The 16,511-nt window shown below is 61.7% G+C and carries 16 protein-coding genes and 1 riboswitch; of the genes, 6 read left to right on the plus strand and 10 right to left on the minus strand.

The genetic code is table 11. The features are described 5' to 3' along the window. Positions 1-74: 74 nt before the first annotated feature. From cpdA to QLG12_RS09520, 3 genes are all read right to left on the minus strand, one after another. A complete protein-coding gene (gene cpdA, locus QLG12_RS09510) occupies positions 75-890 on the minus strand; it encodes a 3',5'-cyclic-AMP phosphodiesterase (protein ID WP_282474373.1) in 816 nt (271 codons plus the stop codon). A gap of 105 nt (positions 891-995) precedes the next feature. After that, a complete protein-coding gene (locus QLG12_RS09515) occupies positions 996-1,448 on the minus strand; it encodes a DUF1249 domain-containing protein (RefSeq protein ID WP_085611078.1) in 453 nt (150 codons plus the stop codon). Continuing rightward, the gene (locus QLG12_RS09520; protein ID WP_064382906.1) at positions 1,439-2,056 is read right to left on the minus strand and encodes an NUDIX domain-containing protein; all 618 of its coding nucleotides are present in this window, start codon (positions 2,054-2,056) and stop codon (positions 1,439-1,441) included. Before QLG12_RS09520 ends, QLG12_RS09515 begins: the two co-directional genes overlap by 10 nt. Before the next feature lie 220 nt (positions 2,057-2,276). Between QLG12_RS09520 and QLG12_RS09525 the strand changes: the two genes are divergently transcribed. Then, the gene (locus QLG12_RS09525; protein WP_011332159.1) at positions 2,277-3,023 is read left to right on the plus strand and encodes an RsiV family protein; all 747 of its coding nucleotides are present in this window, start codon (positions 2,277-2,279) and stop codon (positions 3,021-3,023) included. Here the strand turns inward: QLG12_RS09525 and cytX are convergent. Further along, positions 2,992-4,284 (minus strand): putative hydroxymethylpyrimidine transporter CytX, encoded by a 1,293-nt coding sequence (gene cytX / locus QLG12_RS09530; protein ID WP_197869242.1) that lies wholly within the window; start codon positions 4,282-4,284, stop codon positions 2,992-2,994. The two genes, QLG12_RS09525 and cytX, sit on opposite strands and share 32 nt — an antisense overlap. 104 nt (positions 4,285-4,388) lie before the next feature. Then, entirely contained in the window at positions 4,389-6,278 is a 1,890-nt protein-coding gene (gene thiC, locus QLG12_RS09535) for a phosphomethylpyrimidine synthase ThiC (protein WP_108559280.1), read from the minus strand. Positions 6,279-6,425: 147 nt separating this feature from the next. Next, a riboswitch (TPP riboswitch) is annotated at positions 6,426-6,531 on the minus strand. 196 nt (positions 6,532-6,727) lie between these two features. Between thiC and QLG12_RS09540 the strand changes: the two genes are divergently transcribed. After that, positions 6,728-8,161, plus strand: a complete 1,434-nt coding sequence (locus QLG12_RS09540) for a TolC family outer membrane protein (protein ID WP_011332156.1) — start codon at positions 6,728-6,730, stop codon at positions 8,159-8,161. A gap of 31 nt (positions 8,162-8,192) precedes the next feature. On the opposite strand, the gene waaA is transcribed toward QLG12_RS09540, so the two are convergent. Together waaA and QLG12_RS09550 are read right to left on the minus strand one after the other, a co-directional pair. After that, positions 8,193-9,473 carry a lipid IV(A) 3-deoxy-D-manno-octulosonic acid transferase gene (gene waaA, locus QLG12_RS09545; RefSeq protein ID WP_197869243.1) on the minus strand — a complete coding sequence of 427 codons (1,281 nt, stop codon included), beginning with the start codon at positions 9,471-9,473 and terminating at the stop codon, positions 8,193-8,195. An 11-nt stretch (positions 9,474-9,484) separates the two neighbouring features. Beyond that, positions 9,485-10,387 carry a LysR family transcriptional regulator gene (locus tag QLG12_RS09550; RefSeq protein ID WP_064593062.1) on the minus strand — a complete coding sequence of 301 codons (903 nt, stop codon included), beginning with the start codon at positions 10,385-10,387 and terminating at the stop codon, positions 9,485-9,487. Between the two features lie 102 nt (positions 10,388-10,489). Here QLG12_RS09550 and QLG12_RS09555 point away from each other — a divergent pair, with 102 nt between their 5' ends. The 4 genes from QLG12_RS09555 to QLG12_RS09570 all read left to right on the plus strand — a co-directional run bounded on the left by QLG12_RS09555 (position 10,490) and on the right by QLG12_RS09570 (position 13,933). Further along, positions 10,490-10,822, plus strand: a complete 333-nt coding sequence (locus QLG12_RS09555) for a multidrug efflux SMR transporter (RefSeq protein ID WP_011332153.1) — start codon at positions 10,490-10,492, stop codon at positions 10,820-10,822. 129 nt (positions 10,823-10,951) lie between these two features. Further along, entirely contained in the window at positions 10,952-12,127 is a 1,176-nt protein-coding gene (locus QLG12_RS09560) for an FAD-dependent oxidoreductase (RefSeq protein ID WP_197869244.1), read from the plus strand. Further along, entirely contained in the window at positions 12,124-12,936 is an 813-nt protein-coding gene (locus QLG12_RS09565) for an aldo/keto reductase (protein ID WP_011332151.1), read from the plus strand. The genes QLG12_RS09560 and QLG12_RS09565 overlap by 4 nt, the downstream gene beginning before the upstream one ends. Positions 12,937-12,967: 31 nt before the next feature. After that, the gene (locus QLG12_RS09570) at positions 12,968-13,933 is read left to right on the plus strand and encodes a metal ABC transporter ATPase (protein ID WP_236193128.1); all 966 of its coding nucleotides are present in this window, start codon (positions 12,968-12,970) and stop codon (positions 13,931-13,933) included. 4 nt (positions 13,934-13,937) lie between these two features. Here QLG12_RS09570 and QLG12_RS09575 read toward each other — a convergent pair whose 3' ends face one another. From QLG12_RS09575 to QLG12_RS09585, 3 genes are read right to left on the minus strand one after another with little or no spacing between them, the layout of a single operon-like run. Further along, positions 13,938-14,738 carry a hypothetical protein gene (locus QLG12_RS09575; protein WP_064382897.1) on the minus strand — a complete coding sequence of 267 codons (801 nt, stop codon included), beginning with the start codon at positions 14,736-14,738 and terminating at the stop codon, positions 13,938-13,940. 13 nt (positions 14,739-14,751) lie between these two features. After that, the gene (locus tag QLG12_RS09580; RefSeq protein ID WP_282474374.1) at positions 14,752-15,423 is read right to left on the minus strand and encodes a hypothetical protein; all 672 of its coding nucleotides are present in this window, start codon (positions 15,421-15,423) and stop codon (positions 14,752-14,754) included. A 15-nt stretch (positions 15,424-15,438) separates the two neighbouring features. Continuing rightward, positions 15,439-16,413: a glycosyltransferase gene (locus QLG12_RS09585; RefSeq protein WP_197869248.1), complete on the minus strand. Its 975-nt coding sequence runs from the start codon at positions 16,411-16,413 to the stop codon at positions 15,439-15,441. Positions 16,414-16,511 lie beyond the last annotated feature (98 nt).

Below are 16,511 nucleotides of genomic sequence, written 5' to 3' on the forward strand. Positions count from 1 at the left end.
GAAGAAAGCGGAGTTTACAGGGAGTCAGGGGGTGTTGGGCCAGCACCCGAGGAAATCAGCGCTGCACCCGTCAATCAGTAACCGTTGGAGCCGTAATCCACCTGAAAATCAAAACCGGTGACACGCTCCACGCCGGTCTCCAGCCGCCCATCCGGCAACAAGCGCAACCAGCGATACCCCGGTGCCTGCTCGCCGACCTTGAAGTCTTCACTGCCTGGCTCGAACTGGATGCAGGTCGATGGCGAGGCGATCAGCCGTACGCCGTTGCGCTCGCAGTCGATTTCCTGATGCACATGCCCCCACAGCACGGCGCGGGCCTGCGGGAAGCGGTCGAGCACCTCGAAAAACGCTTCCGGATTGCGCAAGCCGATCGGTTCCATCCAGGCGCAACCGATCGACACCGGATGGTGGTGGAAGCACACCAGATGATGGCGATCCGGCGCTTCGCTCAGGGAACGGGCGAGCAATTGCAGCTGGTCATCCTGCAAGTACCCCGGCACCGATCCGGGCACCGCCGAATCGAGCAGGGTCACGCGCCAGTTGCCGACATCCACCACAGACTCCAGCAACGCACTCTTCACCGTCGCGTGGGCCATGATCTGCGGTTCGTCGTGGTTGCCGGGGATCCAGCGGGCCGGCGCGTCGATCTGCGCCGTCATCTGCCGGAACTGCTGGTAAGACTCCAGCGTACCGTCCTGGGACAGGTCGCCGCTGGCAACGATCAGGTCGATCCGCGGTTGCTGTTCGAGCACCAGATCGATGACTTTTTGCAGGCTCTCGCGGGTGTTCATGCCCAGCAGCGTTCCATCCGCTTCGGCGAACAGGTGACTGTCAGAGAGCTGAACCAGCAACGCCGTGTCGGCGGTGGTCAAAGTCGATACGCTCGGCAAGGCGTTCTCCCCCGGGATCGCGGGACTGGATAGGTGCGGCAATTATGCGGGGGGACAGCACAAAGAGAAACCGGCGAACCGGACGCAGTTCACAACTTGCGCTGGTTATCGGACTGCCGCGTATTCGTGTCCGCACGCCAGGCAATGACTCAGCCACTCGCCCAGGAACAGATTGAGCTGGGCCTTCTCGTCCGGCTGATGCATGGCCGCATTCGGGTAAGGATAGACGCCGCGAAAGCGTCGCGCATGCTCGGCACTGATCACCTCGGCCATGCGCGCGTCGTGATACACCTGCACTTCCAGTTGCGGCACCGGCAGCCACGGCAGGCTGTGTTCCTGGCGCACCTGCAAAGTCGTGGTGTACGGACAGGTCTGCAGCACCTCCAGCGCCAGCACGCCGAGCATCTGGTCGCCCTGGGTCACGGCGATGCGCCGCGCTTCGGGGTCGCTGCGCATGTCCGGCAACAGTCGCATCAGGCGCGCGTAGTTCGCCTCGCAGGCGGCTTGCAGCCCCGCGAGGTCGACACGGTAGCGATCGCGCAACTTGTTTACGACCATAGCCCCCTCACTTCGGCGCGATTGAGCGCCAGCCACTGCAAGGCGATGATGCTCGCCGCATTGGCAATCCGTCCGTCGCGTACGGCCTGCAGGGCATCTTCAAAGGCCCAGACCGTGACGCGAATATCTTCGGCTTCTTCTTCCAGCCCATGCAGGCCGCCTGCGCCTTCGGTGCTGCAACGCCCCAGATACAAATGTACGAATTCGTTGCTGCCGCCCGGCGACGGAAAGTATTTGGTCATCGGCCACAGAGCCTTGATGTCCAGCCCAGCTTCCTCCTGAGCCTCGCGGTGAGCAACTTCTTCCGGCTGTTCGTCCTTGTCGATCAGACCGGCGACCAGCTCCACCAGCCACGGGTTGTCCGTCTTGCCCAGAGCACCGACGCGAAACTGCTCGATCAGCACCACTTCATCGCGCTGCGGATCGTAGGGCAGCATGCACACGGCATCGTGGCGCACGAACACTTCACGATTGATTTCGCGGCTCATGCCACCAGCGAACAGTTCGTGGCGCAAGTGCAGACGGTCGAGCTTGTAGAAGCCCTTGTAGCACTGCTCGCGTCGCACGATATCGACGGCGCTCGGAATGGCTTTGGCAAAATCGGTCATGAGCATCCTCTTTACTGCAAATCCAACACGAGGCGCCTTCTTGCGACCTCGACTTCGCGCCATCCTAACGCGCCCGTGACGTTTGATGCAGCCCCTTTACTGTCAGCGGGATGGACGGTGGAGGCGAAACCCACTCTAATTAGCTTAGTGGCGAACTGACCGCTCCGTTGAGAGTCGAAGCGGTAACTTTTTGCCTTCCCCTGCTTCAGAAAGGACGCCCATGTCGCTTTTCAAAATCGCCTCCGTGGCCGCCATCGCCCTGACCCTGGGCGCTTGCGCCAGTCTGTTCCAGCCCAACTACCGCACGCCGCTGGAAACCACCCGCGACGCCTCGGAAACGCTTAAACCGGGTTGCTCCAACCAGGACTGCCCGCTTGTCAACATCGATACGTTGCGCTTCCCGGCAGAACCGGCGCTGGACGGCATCATCGAAAAACGTCTGCTGCAAATGACCCGCACCGCACCGAACGCCCCGGTGGCGCCGACGCTGGCAGCGTATCGCGAGCAGTTCCTGGCCAACGCCGGCCCGCGCAACAGCAGCTATTTGCAGGCGAAAGTACGCGAGCAGCATGACGGTCTGGTGATCATCGAAACCTCGAGCTACCTGGACACCGGCGGTGCCCACGGTACGCCGGGACGCGGTTTCATCAACTATTCGCGTCAGCAGCACAAAGTGCTGACTCTGGCGGACATGTTGCTGCCGGGTCAGGAAGAGGCGTTCTGGAAAGCGGCGCAAGTGGCGCACAACAGCTGGCTGATCAGCACCAAGCTCGATCAGGAACCGGAGTTCGTGAAGAGCTGGCCGTTCGTCAAAACCCCGAACGTGGCGCTGACCTACGGCGGTGTGATCCTCAAGTACGACGTGACCACTATCGCGCCTTATGCGCTGGGCCACGTCGAACTGAAGATCCCCTACCCGCGCCTGAACGGCATTCTCAAGCCCGAGCTGTTTCCCGGCCGTAACTGAAAGCCCGGCCGAGCACGAATTGCAGCAGCCCTGCCAGCACCAGCGCCGGCAGGGTCGCGCCCACATCCGGATACAGATTGGCCAGCAGGTGATAGGTGCTGATGCCACCCAGCCAGGCCAATAGTGCCGGCCAGCGCAACGCGGCCGACGCCACTTGGGCACTGCGCTTGCGCAGGATGAAGTGATCCACCAGCACCACGCCGAACAGCGGCGCAAACACCGAACCGATCAGCAGCAGGAAGTTCTGGTATTGCGCCAATGGCGCGAGCAAGGCGATCAAGGTGCAGATAACACCAATGACCAACGCCAGATGCTCGACTTTCAGACGCAACAGAATCCCGCTGGAAACCGCTGCCGAGTGAATGTCGGCGAAAGCGTTTTCCGACTCGTCCAGCAGAATCAGCAGTAGCGGAATCCCAAGACCGGCGCCGGCCAGCGCCAGCAACAGCGCGTTGACTTCACCGCTCGGCGCGAAGGCCAGGGTGTAGGCGACGCCCAGACTCATCAGCCAGAAGTTGCCGATGAAGAAACCGATCGCCGTACCGCCGAATACGCTCTTCGCCTTCTTGCCGAAACGCGAGTAGTCGGCAATCAGTGGCAGCCACGACAGCGGCATCGCAATCGCGATGTCGAAGCCCACGGCGAGCGGCATCGAGCCATCCCCGGCCTGTGCCCACAAGGCGGCGAGGTCAGCCTTGGCGAACAGGTTCCAGGTCAGCCAGATGCACGCGGCCAGAATCAGCCAGATGCCCCATTTGCGCAGGATCTTGCGCACGAACGTCAACGGTCCGCTGACCGCGAGCAAGGTCGCCAATGCACCGAAACACAGCGTCCACAACATCGGACTGGCCCACAGCGAACCCTCGCTGAACGCACGGGTGCCGAGCAGGCTGGCCGCATCGCGCATGACGATGATTTCGAACGAACCCCAACCGATCAGTTGCAGCAGGTTGAGCAGCGCTGGAAGGCTCGCGCCTTTACGGCCGAGGCTGAGTTTCAGCGCAGCCATCGACGACAGGCCGGTGTCGCTGCCGATCACGCCAACGGCGGCCAGCAACAGGACGCCGACCAGGGTGCCGAGGAAGATCGCCAGCAGCGATCCCGACAGGCCCAGCCCCGGCGCCAGCAGCGCACCGGTCTGCAAGACCATCAGGCCGATGCCGAGGGAAAACCATAGGGAAAACAGATCGCGACCGCCGAAGACACGCTGGTTGGCGGGCACGGCGAGGTCGGGGGAATAAGTACCGGGTTGAATGCTCAAGGACGTTAATCTCACAGGAGTGATAGCTACAAGCTGCAAGCCTCAAGCTGCAAGAAAAAGCAGGATTTGCACCAGCTTCCAGCTTGCAGCTTGTAGCTTGCCGCTTAAACTTTTTTATAAAGCTGACTGCCTTCCTTCCTGAACCGCTCGGCCTGTTCCGCCAGGCCCTGGGCGACGTCCACGTCGACCGCGTCGATCCGCTGGTTGGCCGCGTATTCGCGGACTTCCTGAGTGATCTTCATCGAGCAGAATTTCGGCCCGCACATCGAACAGAAATGCGCGACCTTCGCCGAGTCCTTCGGCAGGGTTTCATCGTGATACGAGCGAGCGGTGTCCGGGTCCAGGCCCAGGTTGAACTGGTCTTCCCAACGGAATTCAAACCGCGCCTTGCTCAAGGCGTTGTCGCGGATCTGCGCGCCCGGGTGCCCTTTGGCCAAATCCGCCGCATGGGCCGCGATTTTGTAGGTGATGATCCCGGTCTTCACGTCATCCTTGTTCGGCAGCCCCAGGTGCTCCTTCGGCGTCACGTAGCAGAGCATGGCGCAACCGAACCAGCCGATCATCGCCGCACCGATGCCGGAGGTGATGTGGTCGTAACCCGGTGCGATGTCGGTAGTCAGCGGGCCGAGGGTGTAGAACGGCGCCTCGTCGCAGCATTCCAGCTGCTTGTCCATGTTCTCTTTGATCAACTGCATTGGCACGTGGCCCGGGCCTTCGATCATGCATTGCACGTCGTGCTTCCAGGCGATCTTGGTCAGCTCGCCGAGGGTTTCCAGTTCGCCGAATTGCGCTTCGTCGTTGGCGTCGGCAATCGAGCCCGGACGCAGGCCGTCGCCCAGCGAGAAGCTGACGTCGTAGGCCTTCATGATTTCGCAGATTTCGTCGAAGTGGGTGTAGAGGAAGTTCTCTTTGTGGTGCGCCAGGCACCACTTGGCCATGATCGAACCGCCACGGGACACGATGCCGGTCACGCGTTTGGCGGTCAGCGGCACGTAGCGCAGCAACACGCCGGCGTGGATGGTGAAGTAGTCGACGCCCTGCTCCGCCTGCTCGATCAGCGTGTCGCGGAACAGCTCCCAGGTCAGGTCTTCGGCGACGCCATTCACTTTTTCCAGCGCCTGATAGATCGGCACGGTGCCGATCGGCACTGGCGAGTTGCGGATGATCCACTCGCGGGTTTCGTGGATGTGTTTGCCGGTGGACAAGTCCATGACGGTGTCCGAACCCCAGCGAATGCCCCAGGTCAGTTTCGCCACTTCTTCTTCGATGGACGAACCCAGCGCACTGTTGCCGATGTTGCCGTTGATCTTCACCAGGAAGTTGCGGCCGATGATCATCGGTTCCAGTTCGACGTGGTTGATGTTGGCCGGAATGATCGCGCGGCCGCGAGCAATTTCCTCGCGCACGAACTCAGGGGTGATTTCTTTCGGAATGCTCGCGCCGAAGCTGTGGCCGGCGTGCTGCTGCTTCAACAGACCGGCAGCGCGGGCCTCTTGCAGCTTCATGTTTTCGCGGATGGCGACGTATTCCATCTCGGCGGTGATGATGCCTTTGCGCGCGTAGTGCATCTGGCTGACGTTGGCCCCGGCCTTGGCCCGGCGCGGGTTATTGACGTGGGCGAAACGCAGCTTGGTCAGCTCCGGATCGGCCAGGCGTTCCTGACCGAAATTCGAGCTCAGGCCTGGCAGACGCTCGGTGTCGCCACGGTCGTCAATCCACGCCGAACGCACGTCGCCCAGGCCTTTGCGCACATCGATCACCACGTTCGGATCGGTGTATGGGCCCGAGGTGTCGTAGACAGTGACCGGCGCATTGATTTCGCCGCCAAAGTCGGTCGGGGTCACATCGAGGGTGATTTCGCGCATCGGCACGCGGATGTCCGGGCGGGAGCCCTGAACGTAGACTTTTTGCGAACGGGTGAACGGTTGAACCGACTGCTCGTCGACCTTGGCCGAGTCACTCAGGTTGATCGCGTTTTTAGATTTTGTAGTCATCACGGGCTCTCCAGACAGCATCCAGGCAGTGGATTGTCGGAGCAGAACCTGAAAGGCACGGACGCACCCAGAACGGGTGCTGTGCATCGTCGTCGAGCGTTCGATTGTCGAACAATTTCCCGGACGAAGCACAAGAGGACTCGCCGGGTGACGAGAAATCTTGTTCCCTACGCAGGCGCTAACCTGATCAGGTTCAACGGGATCCGAAATTATTCGATCTCAGCCTCATAGCAAGGCACCCCGACAAGAACCCGGCCAGTCTAGACACAACCGGCAAAGAACGCCAACACCGCGGCAAACACCATGATGAATGGCGCAATTGGCAGATTGTTGCCTGCGGCCGGCGCAACTACACTCGCTACGCCATGCTGCGCCTTGACGCTGCATGGGCCGCGCCTTACCTTTGGCGCCCGGATTATTTCCATAATATTCATGCTAGGGATCGCCTCATGCTGCGCAAACTCTCACTGGCTGTTGCCGTGTCTTGTGCGTCCACCACAACGGTCTGGGCAGCAGAAGCGCCTTTATCGACCAAGACTGATCTGGTCAGCGTCTATCAGGAAGCGGTCGACAACAACGCCGACCTGGCCGCCGCCCGCGCCCAGTACGGTGCGCAGAAAGAAGTCGTGCCCCAGGCCCGCGCCGGGTTGCTGCCGAACCTGTCCGGCGGCGCTGAAGTCGCCAACGTACGCACGTCGATCGACCAGCCCTCGGCCATCGCCAACCGCAGCGCGCACTCCTATCAGGCGACCCTGGCGCAGCCGCTGTTCCGCGCCGACCGCTGGTTCCAGTACCAGGCCGCCAAGGACGTCAACGAACAGGCCGCGCTGCAACTCTCGGCCACCGAGCAGAACCTGATCCTGCAAACCGCCGAAAGCTACTTCAACGTGCTGCGCAGCCAGGACAACCTGGCCTCGACCAAAGCCGAGGAAGCCGCGTTCAAGCGCCAGCTCGATCAGTCCAACGAGCGCTTCGATGTGGGCCTGTCGGACAAGACCGACGTGCTGCAATCGCAAGCCAGTTACGACACCGCGCGCGCCAACCGGATCGTCGCCCAGCGTCAGGTCGATGATGCGTTCGAAGCGCTGATCACCCTGACCAACCGCCAGTACAACTCGATCCAGGGCATCGTCCACACGTTGCCGATCCTGCCGCCGGCGCCGAACGACGCCAAGGCCTGGGTCGATACCGCCGCGAAACAGAACCTCAATCTGCTGGCCAGCAACTATGCCGTCAGCTCCGCCGAACAGACCCTGAAACAGCGCAAGGCCGGCCACCTGCCGACCCTCGACGCCGTGGCCAAATACGAAAAGGGCGACAACGACGCCCTGGGTTTCTCCAACCCGAATGCGTTCGGTACGCCGTACAGTGGCAATGTCGAGCAGAGTACCGTGGGCCTGCAACTGAACATTCCGATCTACAGTGGCGGATTGACCAGCTCCCAGGTGCGCGAGTCCTACTCACGGCTGGACCAGACCGAACAGCAGCGTGAAGGCCTGCGTCGGCAAGTGGTCGAGAACACCCGCAACCTGCACCGCGCGGTGAACACCGACGTCGAGCAGGTGCAGGCGCGTCGCCAGTCGATCATCTCCAACCAGAGTGCGGTGGAAGCCACGGAAATCGGTTATCAGGTGGGGACGCGCAACATCGTCGACGTGCTCGACGCCCAGCGTCAGCTCTACACTTCGGTGCGCAACTACAACAACACCCGCTACGACTACATCCTCGACAATCTGCGGCTCAAGCAGGCGGCGGGGACGTTGAACCCGGGTGACTTGCAGGATCTGACCCGCTACCTGAAGGCCGACTACAACCCGGACAAGGATTTCCTGCCGCCGGATCTGGCCAAGGCTGCGGAAGCCCAGCTCAAGGCCCGGCCTTAAACAAGAAACGCAGCCCTCAGGCTGCGTTTTTTTATGGGCGGTCGATCAACCTTCCCAGTCCATCGAGCAAGCGCTGCAACGCGCCCTGATTGCGGCGCATCACGCTCAGTCCGGCGTCGGCCATGCGTTGTGCGTCGCGCGGCAGTTCAAACAGACGCTGCACCTCTGTGGCCAGACCTTCGGCGTCGTCAACCTCGGCCAAGGCTCCTGCGCTGCGCAGTTGCGCAGCGATGTCGAGAAAGTTGAACAGGTGCGGGCCGCTGATCACCGGTTTCGCCAGCGCTGCCGGTTCCAGCAAGTTGTGCCCGCCGTTGGCTACCAGACTGCCGCCGACGAACGCGCTGTCGGCTAATGCGTATAGAAACAGCAGCTCACCCATGGTGTCGCCGAGCAGCACCGAAGTCTGCGCATCGACACTCGCGCCAGTGGAACGACGCACCGTGGCAAAGCCTTCACGCTGGCACAACTCGAACACCGAGTTGAAGCGCTCCGGATGGCGCGGTACCAGAATCAGCAGCGCATCGGGATGGTTGGCCAGCAAACGACGGTGAGCACTCAGCACCACTTCGTCTTCGCCTTCATGGGTGCTGGCGGCGATCCACACCGGACGCTCCAGCGCCTGCCATTGGCCGCGCAATTCATGGGCACGTTGCAGCAGTTGCGGGTCGATGGTCAGGTCGAACTTGATCGAGCCGGTGACTTCGACGGTTTCCGGGCGCGCACCGAGATCGCGAAAGCGCTGGGCTTCGGCCTCGGTCTGCACGGCGAACAGGCTCATCTCAGCCAGCATCGGCGCGGTCAGTTTGCTGAACCGGCCATAGCCCTTGGCCGAACGCTCGGACAGCCGCCCGTTGGCCAACGCCACCGGAATCCCGCGCTTGGCGCACTGGTGGATGTGGTTCGGCCACAGTTCGGTTTCCATGATCACTGCCAGTTTCGGCTGCACGCGATCCAGAAAACGCGCCGCCGCGCAGGGCAAATCGTAAGGCAGGTAGCAATGCTGGATGCGCGGCTCGTTGGCGAACATCGCCAGGATGCGTTCCGAACCGGTCGGCGTCATGCAAGTCACGGTGATCGGCAGTTGTGGATAACGTTGCAGCAGCGCGCGGATCATCGGCGCGGCGGCGATGCTTTCGCCCACCGACACGGCGTGAACCCAGATGCCGCCCGGTTGCAGGGCCGGCATGCCACGGGAGAAACGTTCGCCAATCCGCTTGGCATACGCCGGCGCCTTGCGCGAACGCAGCCACAGCCGAATCGCCACCAATGGCAGCCCCAGGTAAAACAGCGCGGTGTAGAGAGTTCTATTCATGGCGGCGGAGTTTATCGGCTTTTGCCGCCGATCGCCCGCAGGTGTATGGCAAATCGCTCCGCCAGCCAGCGAGCCGCCGGCCCCAGCGGTTCGTCGCGGCGCCAGACCAGTTCCACCACCAGCGCCGGCGGTGTCCATTCGCTGTCGAGTTCCACCATCAGGCCCTGATACGCCGAGTACTGCACCACATGGCGCGGCAACCAGGCCCAGCCGAGGTCGCGCACCAGCCATTCGGCCATCACATAGAAGCTGTCAGCGCGCCACACCTGCGGACTGGCCGGCTCATTGCCCGGATAAATGCTGGTCTGGGTCGACATCAACAATTGCCGATGCTGAGCCAATTGCTGGCAGGTGACGTAAGCCTGCGCTGCCAAGGGATGGTTGACGCCGCAGACCGTGACCATTTCCACACTGCCCAGCACCCGGCGCTCCAGCGCTTCGGGGATTTCATCGTGATAGAACAACAACCCGAGATCGGCCCGACGCTCCACCAGTTTGCGCGAAACCTCGCCCTGGGCGGCGCTGGTCAACTGGACTTCAAGACTGGGAAACTGTTCGGCCAGGGCGGCGAAACTTTCCACCAGCGCCTGATAAGGCATCGCCTCGTCCTGGGCCACGCGCAGTTGCGCTTCCTGCCCGCGCATCATGGCCACGGCCCGTCCGTTCAACCGCTCGCATTGGCGCAACACTTCCCGCGCCTCTTCCAGCAACGCCTCCCCCGCTTCGGTAAGACTCGGCTGGCGGCCGCTGCTACGCTCGAACAGACTCACGCCGAGATCGTCCTCGAGCATGGCAATCGCGCTGCTGATCGCCGACTGCGCCTTGCGCTGCTGCCGCGCCACCGCGGAAAACGAGCGCTGTTCGGCCACCGCGACGAACACCCGCAACTGCTCCAGATTCCACTGCATGCTCATCGGCCAACCCATCTTTTAAACAGATAGGTAATGACTTTACCCCATCTGGGGAGTCACTAGAATGCCGCCTCAGAAAGCAACGCTCCACACGAGGATTTGAACATGAACGCTTACGTCTACCTGGCCATCGCCATCTGCGCCGAAGTGATCGCGACCGTTTCGATGAAAGCCGTCAAAGGCTTCAGCACGCCGTTGCCATTGCTGCTGGTCGTCGTCGGTTATGGCATCGCGTTCTGGATGCTGACCCTGGTGGTGCGCAGCGTGCCGGTGGGCGTGGCCTACGCGGTGTGGGCCGGCATGGGCATCGTGATGGTCAGTGTCGCGGCGCTGTTCATCTACGGGCAGAAGCTGGATATCCCGGCGATGCTCGGGATGGCGCTGATCGTACTCGGCGTGGTGGTGATTCAGCTGTTCTCGAAAACCGCCGGCCATTGATCCTGACCTGAGCCCTTGCAGGCAATCGCGCCGGCAAGGGCTCATGCCCTCCCTCTGTTGATCATCGACAAATTCCCTTTTCCCCGAGTCTGTATACTGCGCCCTCGTCTTGAACACTGAGGTCGTTGCATGCCATCTCCAATTTCCACCGACGTGCTGATTGTCGGCGCGGGTGTCGCCGGTCTCTGGCTGAACGCGCGCCTGCGTCGCCAGGGTTTCTCGACCGTGCTGGTGGAAAGCGCCAGCCTCGGCGGCGGGCAGAGTGTGAAGTCCCAGGGCATCATTCACGGCGGCGCCAAGTACGCGCTGCACGGTGCGTTGACCGGTGCCTCGGAAGCCATCGCCGACATGCCGCGCCGCTGGCGTGAAGCCCTGGCCGGCAACGGCGAACTGGACCTGAGCGGCGTGCGCCTGCTGTCCGAAGCCCATTACCTGTGGTCGCCGGGCACCCTCGCCGGCAACCTCACCAGTTTCTTCGCCAGCAAAGCGGTGCGTGGCCGGGTCGATCAGGTCAAGGGCGATCAACTGCCGCTGGCTTTGCAAGACAAGCGCTTCAAAGGCAAGGTCTACCGCCTCGCCGAACTGGTGATCGATGTACCGAGCCTGATCCAGCGTCTGGCCGACCTCTCGGGCGACGGTCTGCTCGCCGGCCAGAACATCGAGCCGTTGCTGGAAAGCGGCGTGCTGGTTGGCCTGAAAGTCGATGGCCGTGAAATCCGCGCCCAGCGCATCGTGCTCAGCGCCGGCGCCGGCACTGCCGATCTGCTGACTGCTTTGGGCCTGACTCATCCGGCCATGCAACGCCGGCCGCTGCACATGATTATCGCCAAGGGCCCGGGTCTGAAACCGCTGTACGCGCACTGCCTCGGTGGCGGCACCAAGCCGCGTATCACGGTGACCACTCACCCGGCCGCTGACGGCCAGTGGGTCTGGTATCTCGGTGGTGACATTGCCGAATCCGAAGGCGTGGCCCGTGAGCCGGCCGAACAGATCGCCACCGCCCAGAAAGAACTTGGCCAGTTGTTGCCATGGATCGACCTGAGCACCGTGCAATGGGCGACCCTGCGCGTCGATCGCGCCGAACCGCTGCAAACCGGCCTGACCCGCCCGGACAACGCCTTCCTCGCCGAAGAAGGTCGCCTGCTGGTCGGCTGGCCAACCAAGCTCGCCCTGGCGCCGGACTTCGCTGACCGGGTGATTGCCTCCCTGGAACGCGACGGTATCCAGCCGAGTCATCCTGCTCCGCTGCCCGAGCTGCCAAAACCACCGATGGGCGTTCCCGCCTGGGAGCAACTGCTGCCATGAGCCTGCCGACCCTGCACGATCTGCATCGCCCACTGGGCAGCACCGGCCTGCTGGTTTCGCCGCTGGGCCTGGGCACCGTCAAGCTCGGCCGCGACCAGGGTGTGAAATACCCCAACGGCTTCCAGATCCCCGACGATGACGCTGCGCGCATGTTGCTCAAGCAGGCGCGGGAGCTGGGCATCAATCTGATCGACACCGCCCCGGCCTATGGCCGCAGCGAAGAACGCCTCGGCCCACTGCTGCGCGGTCAGCGTCAGGACTGGGTGATCGTCAGCAAGGTCGGCGAAGAATTTGTCGACGGCCAGTCGACCCACGACTTCAGCGCCGCCCACACCCGGATGTCGGTGGAGCGCAGTCTGCAACGTCTTGAAACCGATTTTATCGACCTGGTGCTGGTGCACTCCGATGGCAACGATCTGGCGATCCTCAACGACAGCGAAGTCTATGCAACCCTCGCGGCGCTGAAGGCCGAGGGCAAGATTCGCGGCTTCGGTTTTTCCGGCAAAACCGTCGACGGTGGCCTCAAGGCACTGGAGCAAGGCGACTGCGCGATGGTCACCTACAATCTGAACGAACAAAACGAGAAGGCGGTCATTGACTATGCTGCTGCCCACGGCAAAGCCATTCTGGTGAAGAAGGCCCTGGCCAGTGGTCATGTGTGCCTGAGTCCCGGTGTGGATCCGGTGCGCGCCAGCTTCGAGTTGCTGTTCGCCCAGCCCGGCGTGGCCAGTGCCATCGTCGGGACGATTAATCCGCTGCACCTCGCCCACAACGTTGCGACCGTTGCCCAGGTCCTTCGTGGTCACTGACGCCGCCTCGCGGCCTTAAGCAGGAGCCGACATGCCGCGTACGCTCATCAGAAAGAACCCGAGCAACTTCAAGACACTGCCGCTGTTCGTCGAAGCCACGCCGGAAGGCCTGACCTACCAGAGCGTCGGCATGCCGCTGAATTTCGCCCAGACCCTGCAACGACGCAAACCGGTCAGCGTGGCCGACGCCGAGCGCTTTGCGCTGGAGCTGGCCAACCTCGGCGTCTCGGTGCGCCTGACCTTGCACTGGCAGAATCGCGATTACTGGGTGCTGGTGCGCCAGCGCCGGCAGGATCGCGGCGACGTCGTGCTCAAGCTGATTTCCGGCTACGTGCCAGCCCATGAGCTGAATATCCCGCTGCACACGGCGATCCAGGAGATTGCCGAAGAATGTCTGCTGGAAACACCGGAAGGCTGGCTCGGCGGGCGTTTCAACGACACCTGGCTGCCAGCGCCGTACGCATCGGCGCTGCATTATCGCGAGGCCCTGCCCTTTCGCCTGACGCCGCTGTCCGGCTCGGCGCGGCCGGTGCGCTGCGCCAATCTGCAATTGCTCGAACGGCCACGGGCCTACGTGCATTTGCCGACCGCGTCACTGCAGTTGATCTACGACCTGCGCCTGGACGTGCCCAAGGAGGCAAAATCCCTGAGCCTGTTCCACGTCGATGAGCGTCTGGAGGGAGATCAACTGGTGGCTCGGCTGGACCGCAAGCGCCCCGATCTCTACCTGATGCCGCTCAAGGACGGCGCGCCCTTGGCCGAGTTGTATACCCTCAAGCGCGACAAGCTCCTGCCGGCCAGCACTCGCGGACTTTATCTGGCCGAAAGCTTTGCGGCCCAGACGGGCTGGGTCGTGCGTGAAGAGCGGATTCGCTGGAAAGACTGGGTCGTGCAACAGGGCCTGCAACCGGCGAAGCCCCCTCGCGCGGGACTCAAGCAATTGAGTCTGAAGGCGCTGCGTCTGGTTGGCATCGGCAAGAAACGCGCGAGCAAATAGCTGACTAGCGCCGACGATCCATCCAGGTGCGCAACGTCGCGAAGAAATGGAAATAACGGTTTTCACGCTTGCCCATGCCGCGCTTGGGCGAAAACGACTCTTCGGCAAAAGCGCCGGTGATTCGTACCCGAGAGGCTTGGGTCGGTAGCGTGCAGACTTTGGCACCGGCCTGCTGTAGCGCGTACTTGAGCAAGCGCTCGGAGTGCAGCTTTCTTCCCGTCGCTTTGCAGAATTGGAAAATGCGCTCGATCCGCTTGCCATAGGCGACATAGGTATCGCGCCCGCAAATGGCAAAGCGGTCGTTCAACCCGCCCCACCACTGCCAGTCCGGAATGTAGGCAGAGTGCCTCCGAGCCTCTGGATGATTGAAGACATAGGCGGGCAGCGGGTTGTGGAAGAAAATGTCCGGGCGCACGAACACGACGAAATCCGGATTGAAGGTTTCGATCATGCTGGTCACGGTGTGCAGTGAATTGAGCTGATAGATCAGGTTGCGCAGCGACGCATAGTCATCGGCCCAGGTATCGCCCTGCGCTTTGACCTGCTCGAAATCCCAACGCTCCAGCACCCCGTCAGTCGAAGTCAGGGCCCCGATCATCGATTCGAACGGCTGATAGTTGTCAGCCGCCAACTCACCTTTTTCGCCTGAGCGGAAGTTCTGTACTTCATCGATTTTGTACAAATGATAGAAGCACTGTACGTCGCTGCCCGCCGGAAACTGCGCCAGAACGTTCTGTTCAATGGAAGGGAAACAAATCTGCGAATTTCTCGGGATCCCGAAAAAAGCGACGGCAATTTTCAACACTCAACAGCACCTTTTATTTTTGGCGAAAGAGCTTTTGCCACCAGCGACGGGGTTGCAAAGGCACCACAATGACGTCCGACTGCTGCAGCCAGTCGCGCTCGTAATCCCAGGCATGCCCACTCCACAGTTTCCCCGATTCGTTGGAAAACCCCAGGGTCATGAGCTGATAGGAATAACCGGCGTGACCGCGTAACCAGTCCAATACCACCAGCGTATTGAAACCGGTAGAAGGCCCAACGTAGCGCTTGCCGCCCGGACGATCGACCGGATAGTTCCACAGGGGCGGCAGCGGGATGCGATCCCAATACATGGCCACCCGTGGCAATGGACACATCGGTGCGGCGCAGCCGACCAGCATGGTGAAACAACGCTCGCCCGCATGCTCGAACAACCGTCGCACGTCCGGGCCGTAAGGCAGACCAAAAAAATAGGCGTCCGGCGCGTTATAGCCATGCACGAAGACGTTCCAGCTTTGCTCGTTGAGCAGCGGCGCCTTGATGCAGGTGTTGAAACTGACGACGACGTCATTGGCGCTGATATTCAGCGCCTGAAAATCCGCCGCCGTGATGGCCGGGTTATTCGCGATCAGGACGACCCGGTGCGCGCGGCTCAGGCATTCGCGCAATGGCTCGGGCAACGCGCCCAGCACCGACTGGTTACCGCCGGGGAGCGCATCCAGCGCCATGTGTTCATCCTTCATTCAGACCGGCACCTTCATGCCGAAACGCAGTTTCACCCAGAACCGCGTGAACGCTGACGGCGGCTGCCATGGGCGCATCTCGCGCTGTATTTCAGTGGCGAGGGCCTGGCCGACACGGGCGAAGGAATAGCGACTTTCTGCAAAGGCCTGGCCATTGCTGGCGATACGCTGCGACAGCTCCGGATCGCCCTGCAACAGTTTGATCTTTTCCACCGCCTCGTCTTCGCTGCGATAGAACACGGTGTTGTGCATGTCTTCGAAACCGAGCAACTTGTCTTCTTCGCCCTGACTCCAGGCAAGCAGCACACAACCGCAGGCCATGGCTTCGAAGTTCTTGATCATGAACTCGTTCATGCCGATGTCGGCGCTGACGAAAATCTTGATGCGATTGAGCGTTTCCAGGTATTCGGAGCCGGAGCGGGTGCGGGTCACCAGCATACCGGTACGCTGCGCCAGCGATTCGAGCAGAGCCTTGCGCTGGGCGTACTCGGTGCTCTTCAGGCTGCCGAGAAAACCGATGGGAATGTCGCGCTCGGACCCGGTGTTGCGCAGCATCTGCTCGTCATAACCCTTGGAGACGAACACCGTGTCGATGCCTTCAGCAAGCATCTTGCGTGCGACCACCGCCCCGGATACCAGCGCCCGGCAACTCGGCAGGCGCCTGTAGAGACGCGAATAAACGCCACGATATTTACTCGCGGGCATGTAGTTCTGGTAGGCGTCGTGTTCGAGAAAGACCAGCCCGGGAATGCACTTGAGCACCCGCAACTGCGGGACCAGGCGCTTGACTCTGGAGAAGATCACGACACGATCAAAGGTCTGGTAATCAACCGAGGCCAAAAAAGGCCCCAGGTTCATCTGTTGCTGTTTGCTGAGCCGATAGACTACGCATTCATCACAGTTCTGCTGCACGATGTCGTAGAGCCGGTCGAGAATGACCCGCTGTTCGTTCATCACCAGGAGCATGACTTTCATAGGTTAAATGACCACACGACGTAAGCAGGCAAGCGCAGCGGATTCAAACCTGCCAACATCAACGGAAACGGTCAGATCCCCAAGGCAAAATCCGTTCA

This window comes from Pseudomonas sp. V88_4, from assembly GCF_029967985.1.
Lineage (GTDB): Bacteria > Pseudomonadota > Gammaproteobacteria > Pseudomonadales > Pseudomonadaceae > Aquipseudomonas > Aquipseudomonas glycinae.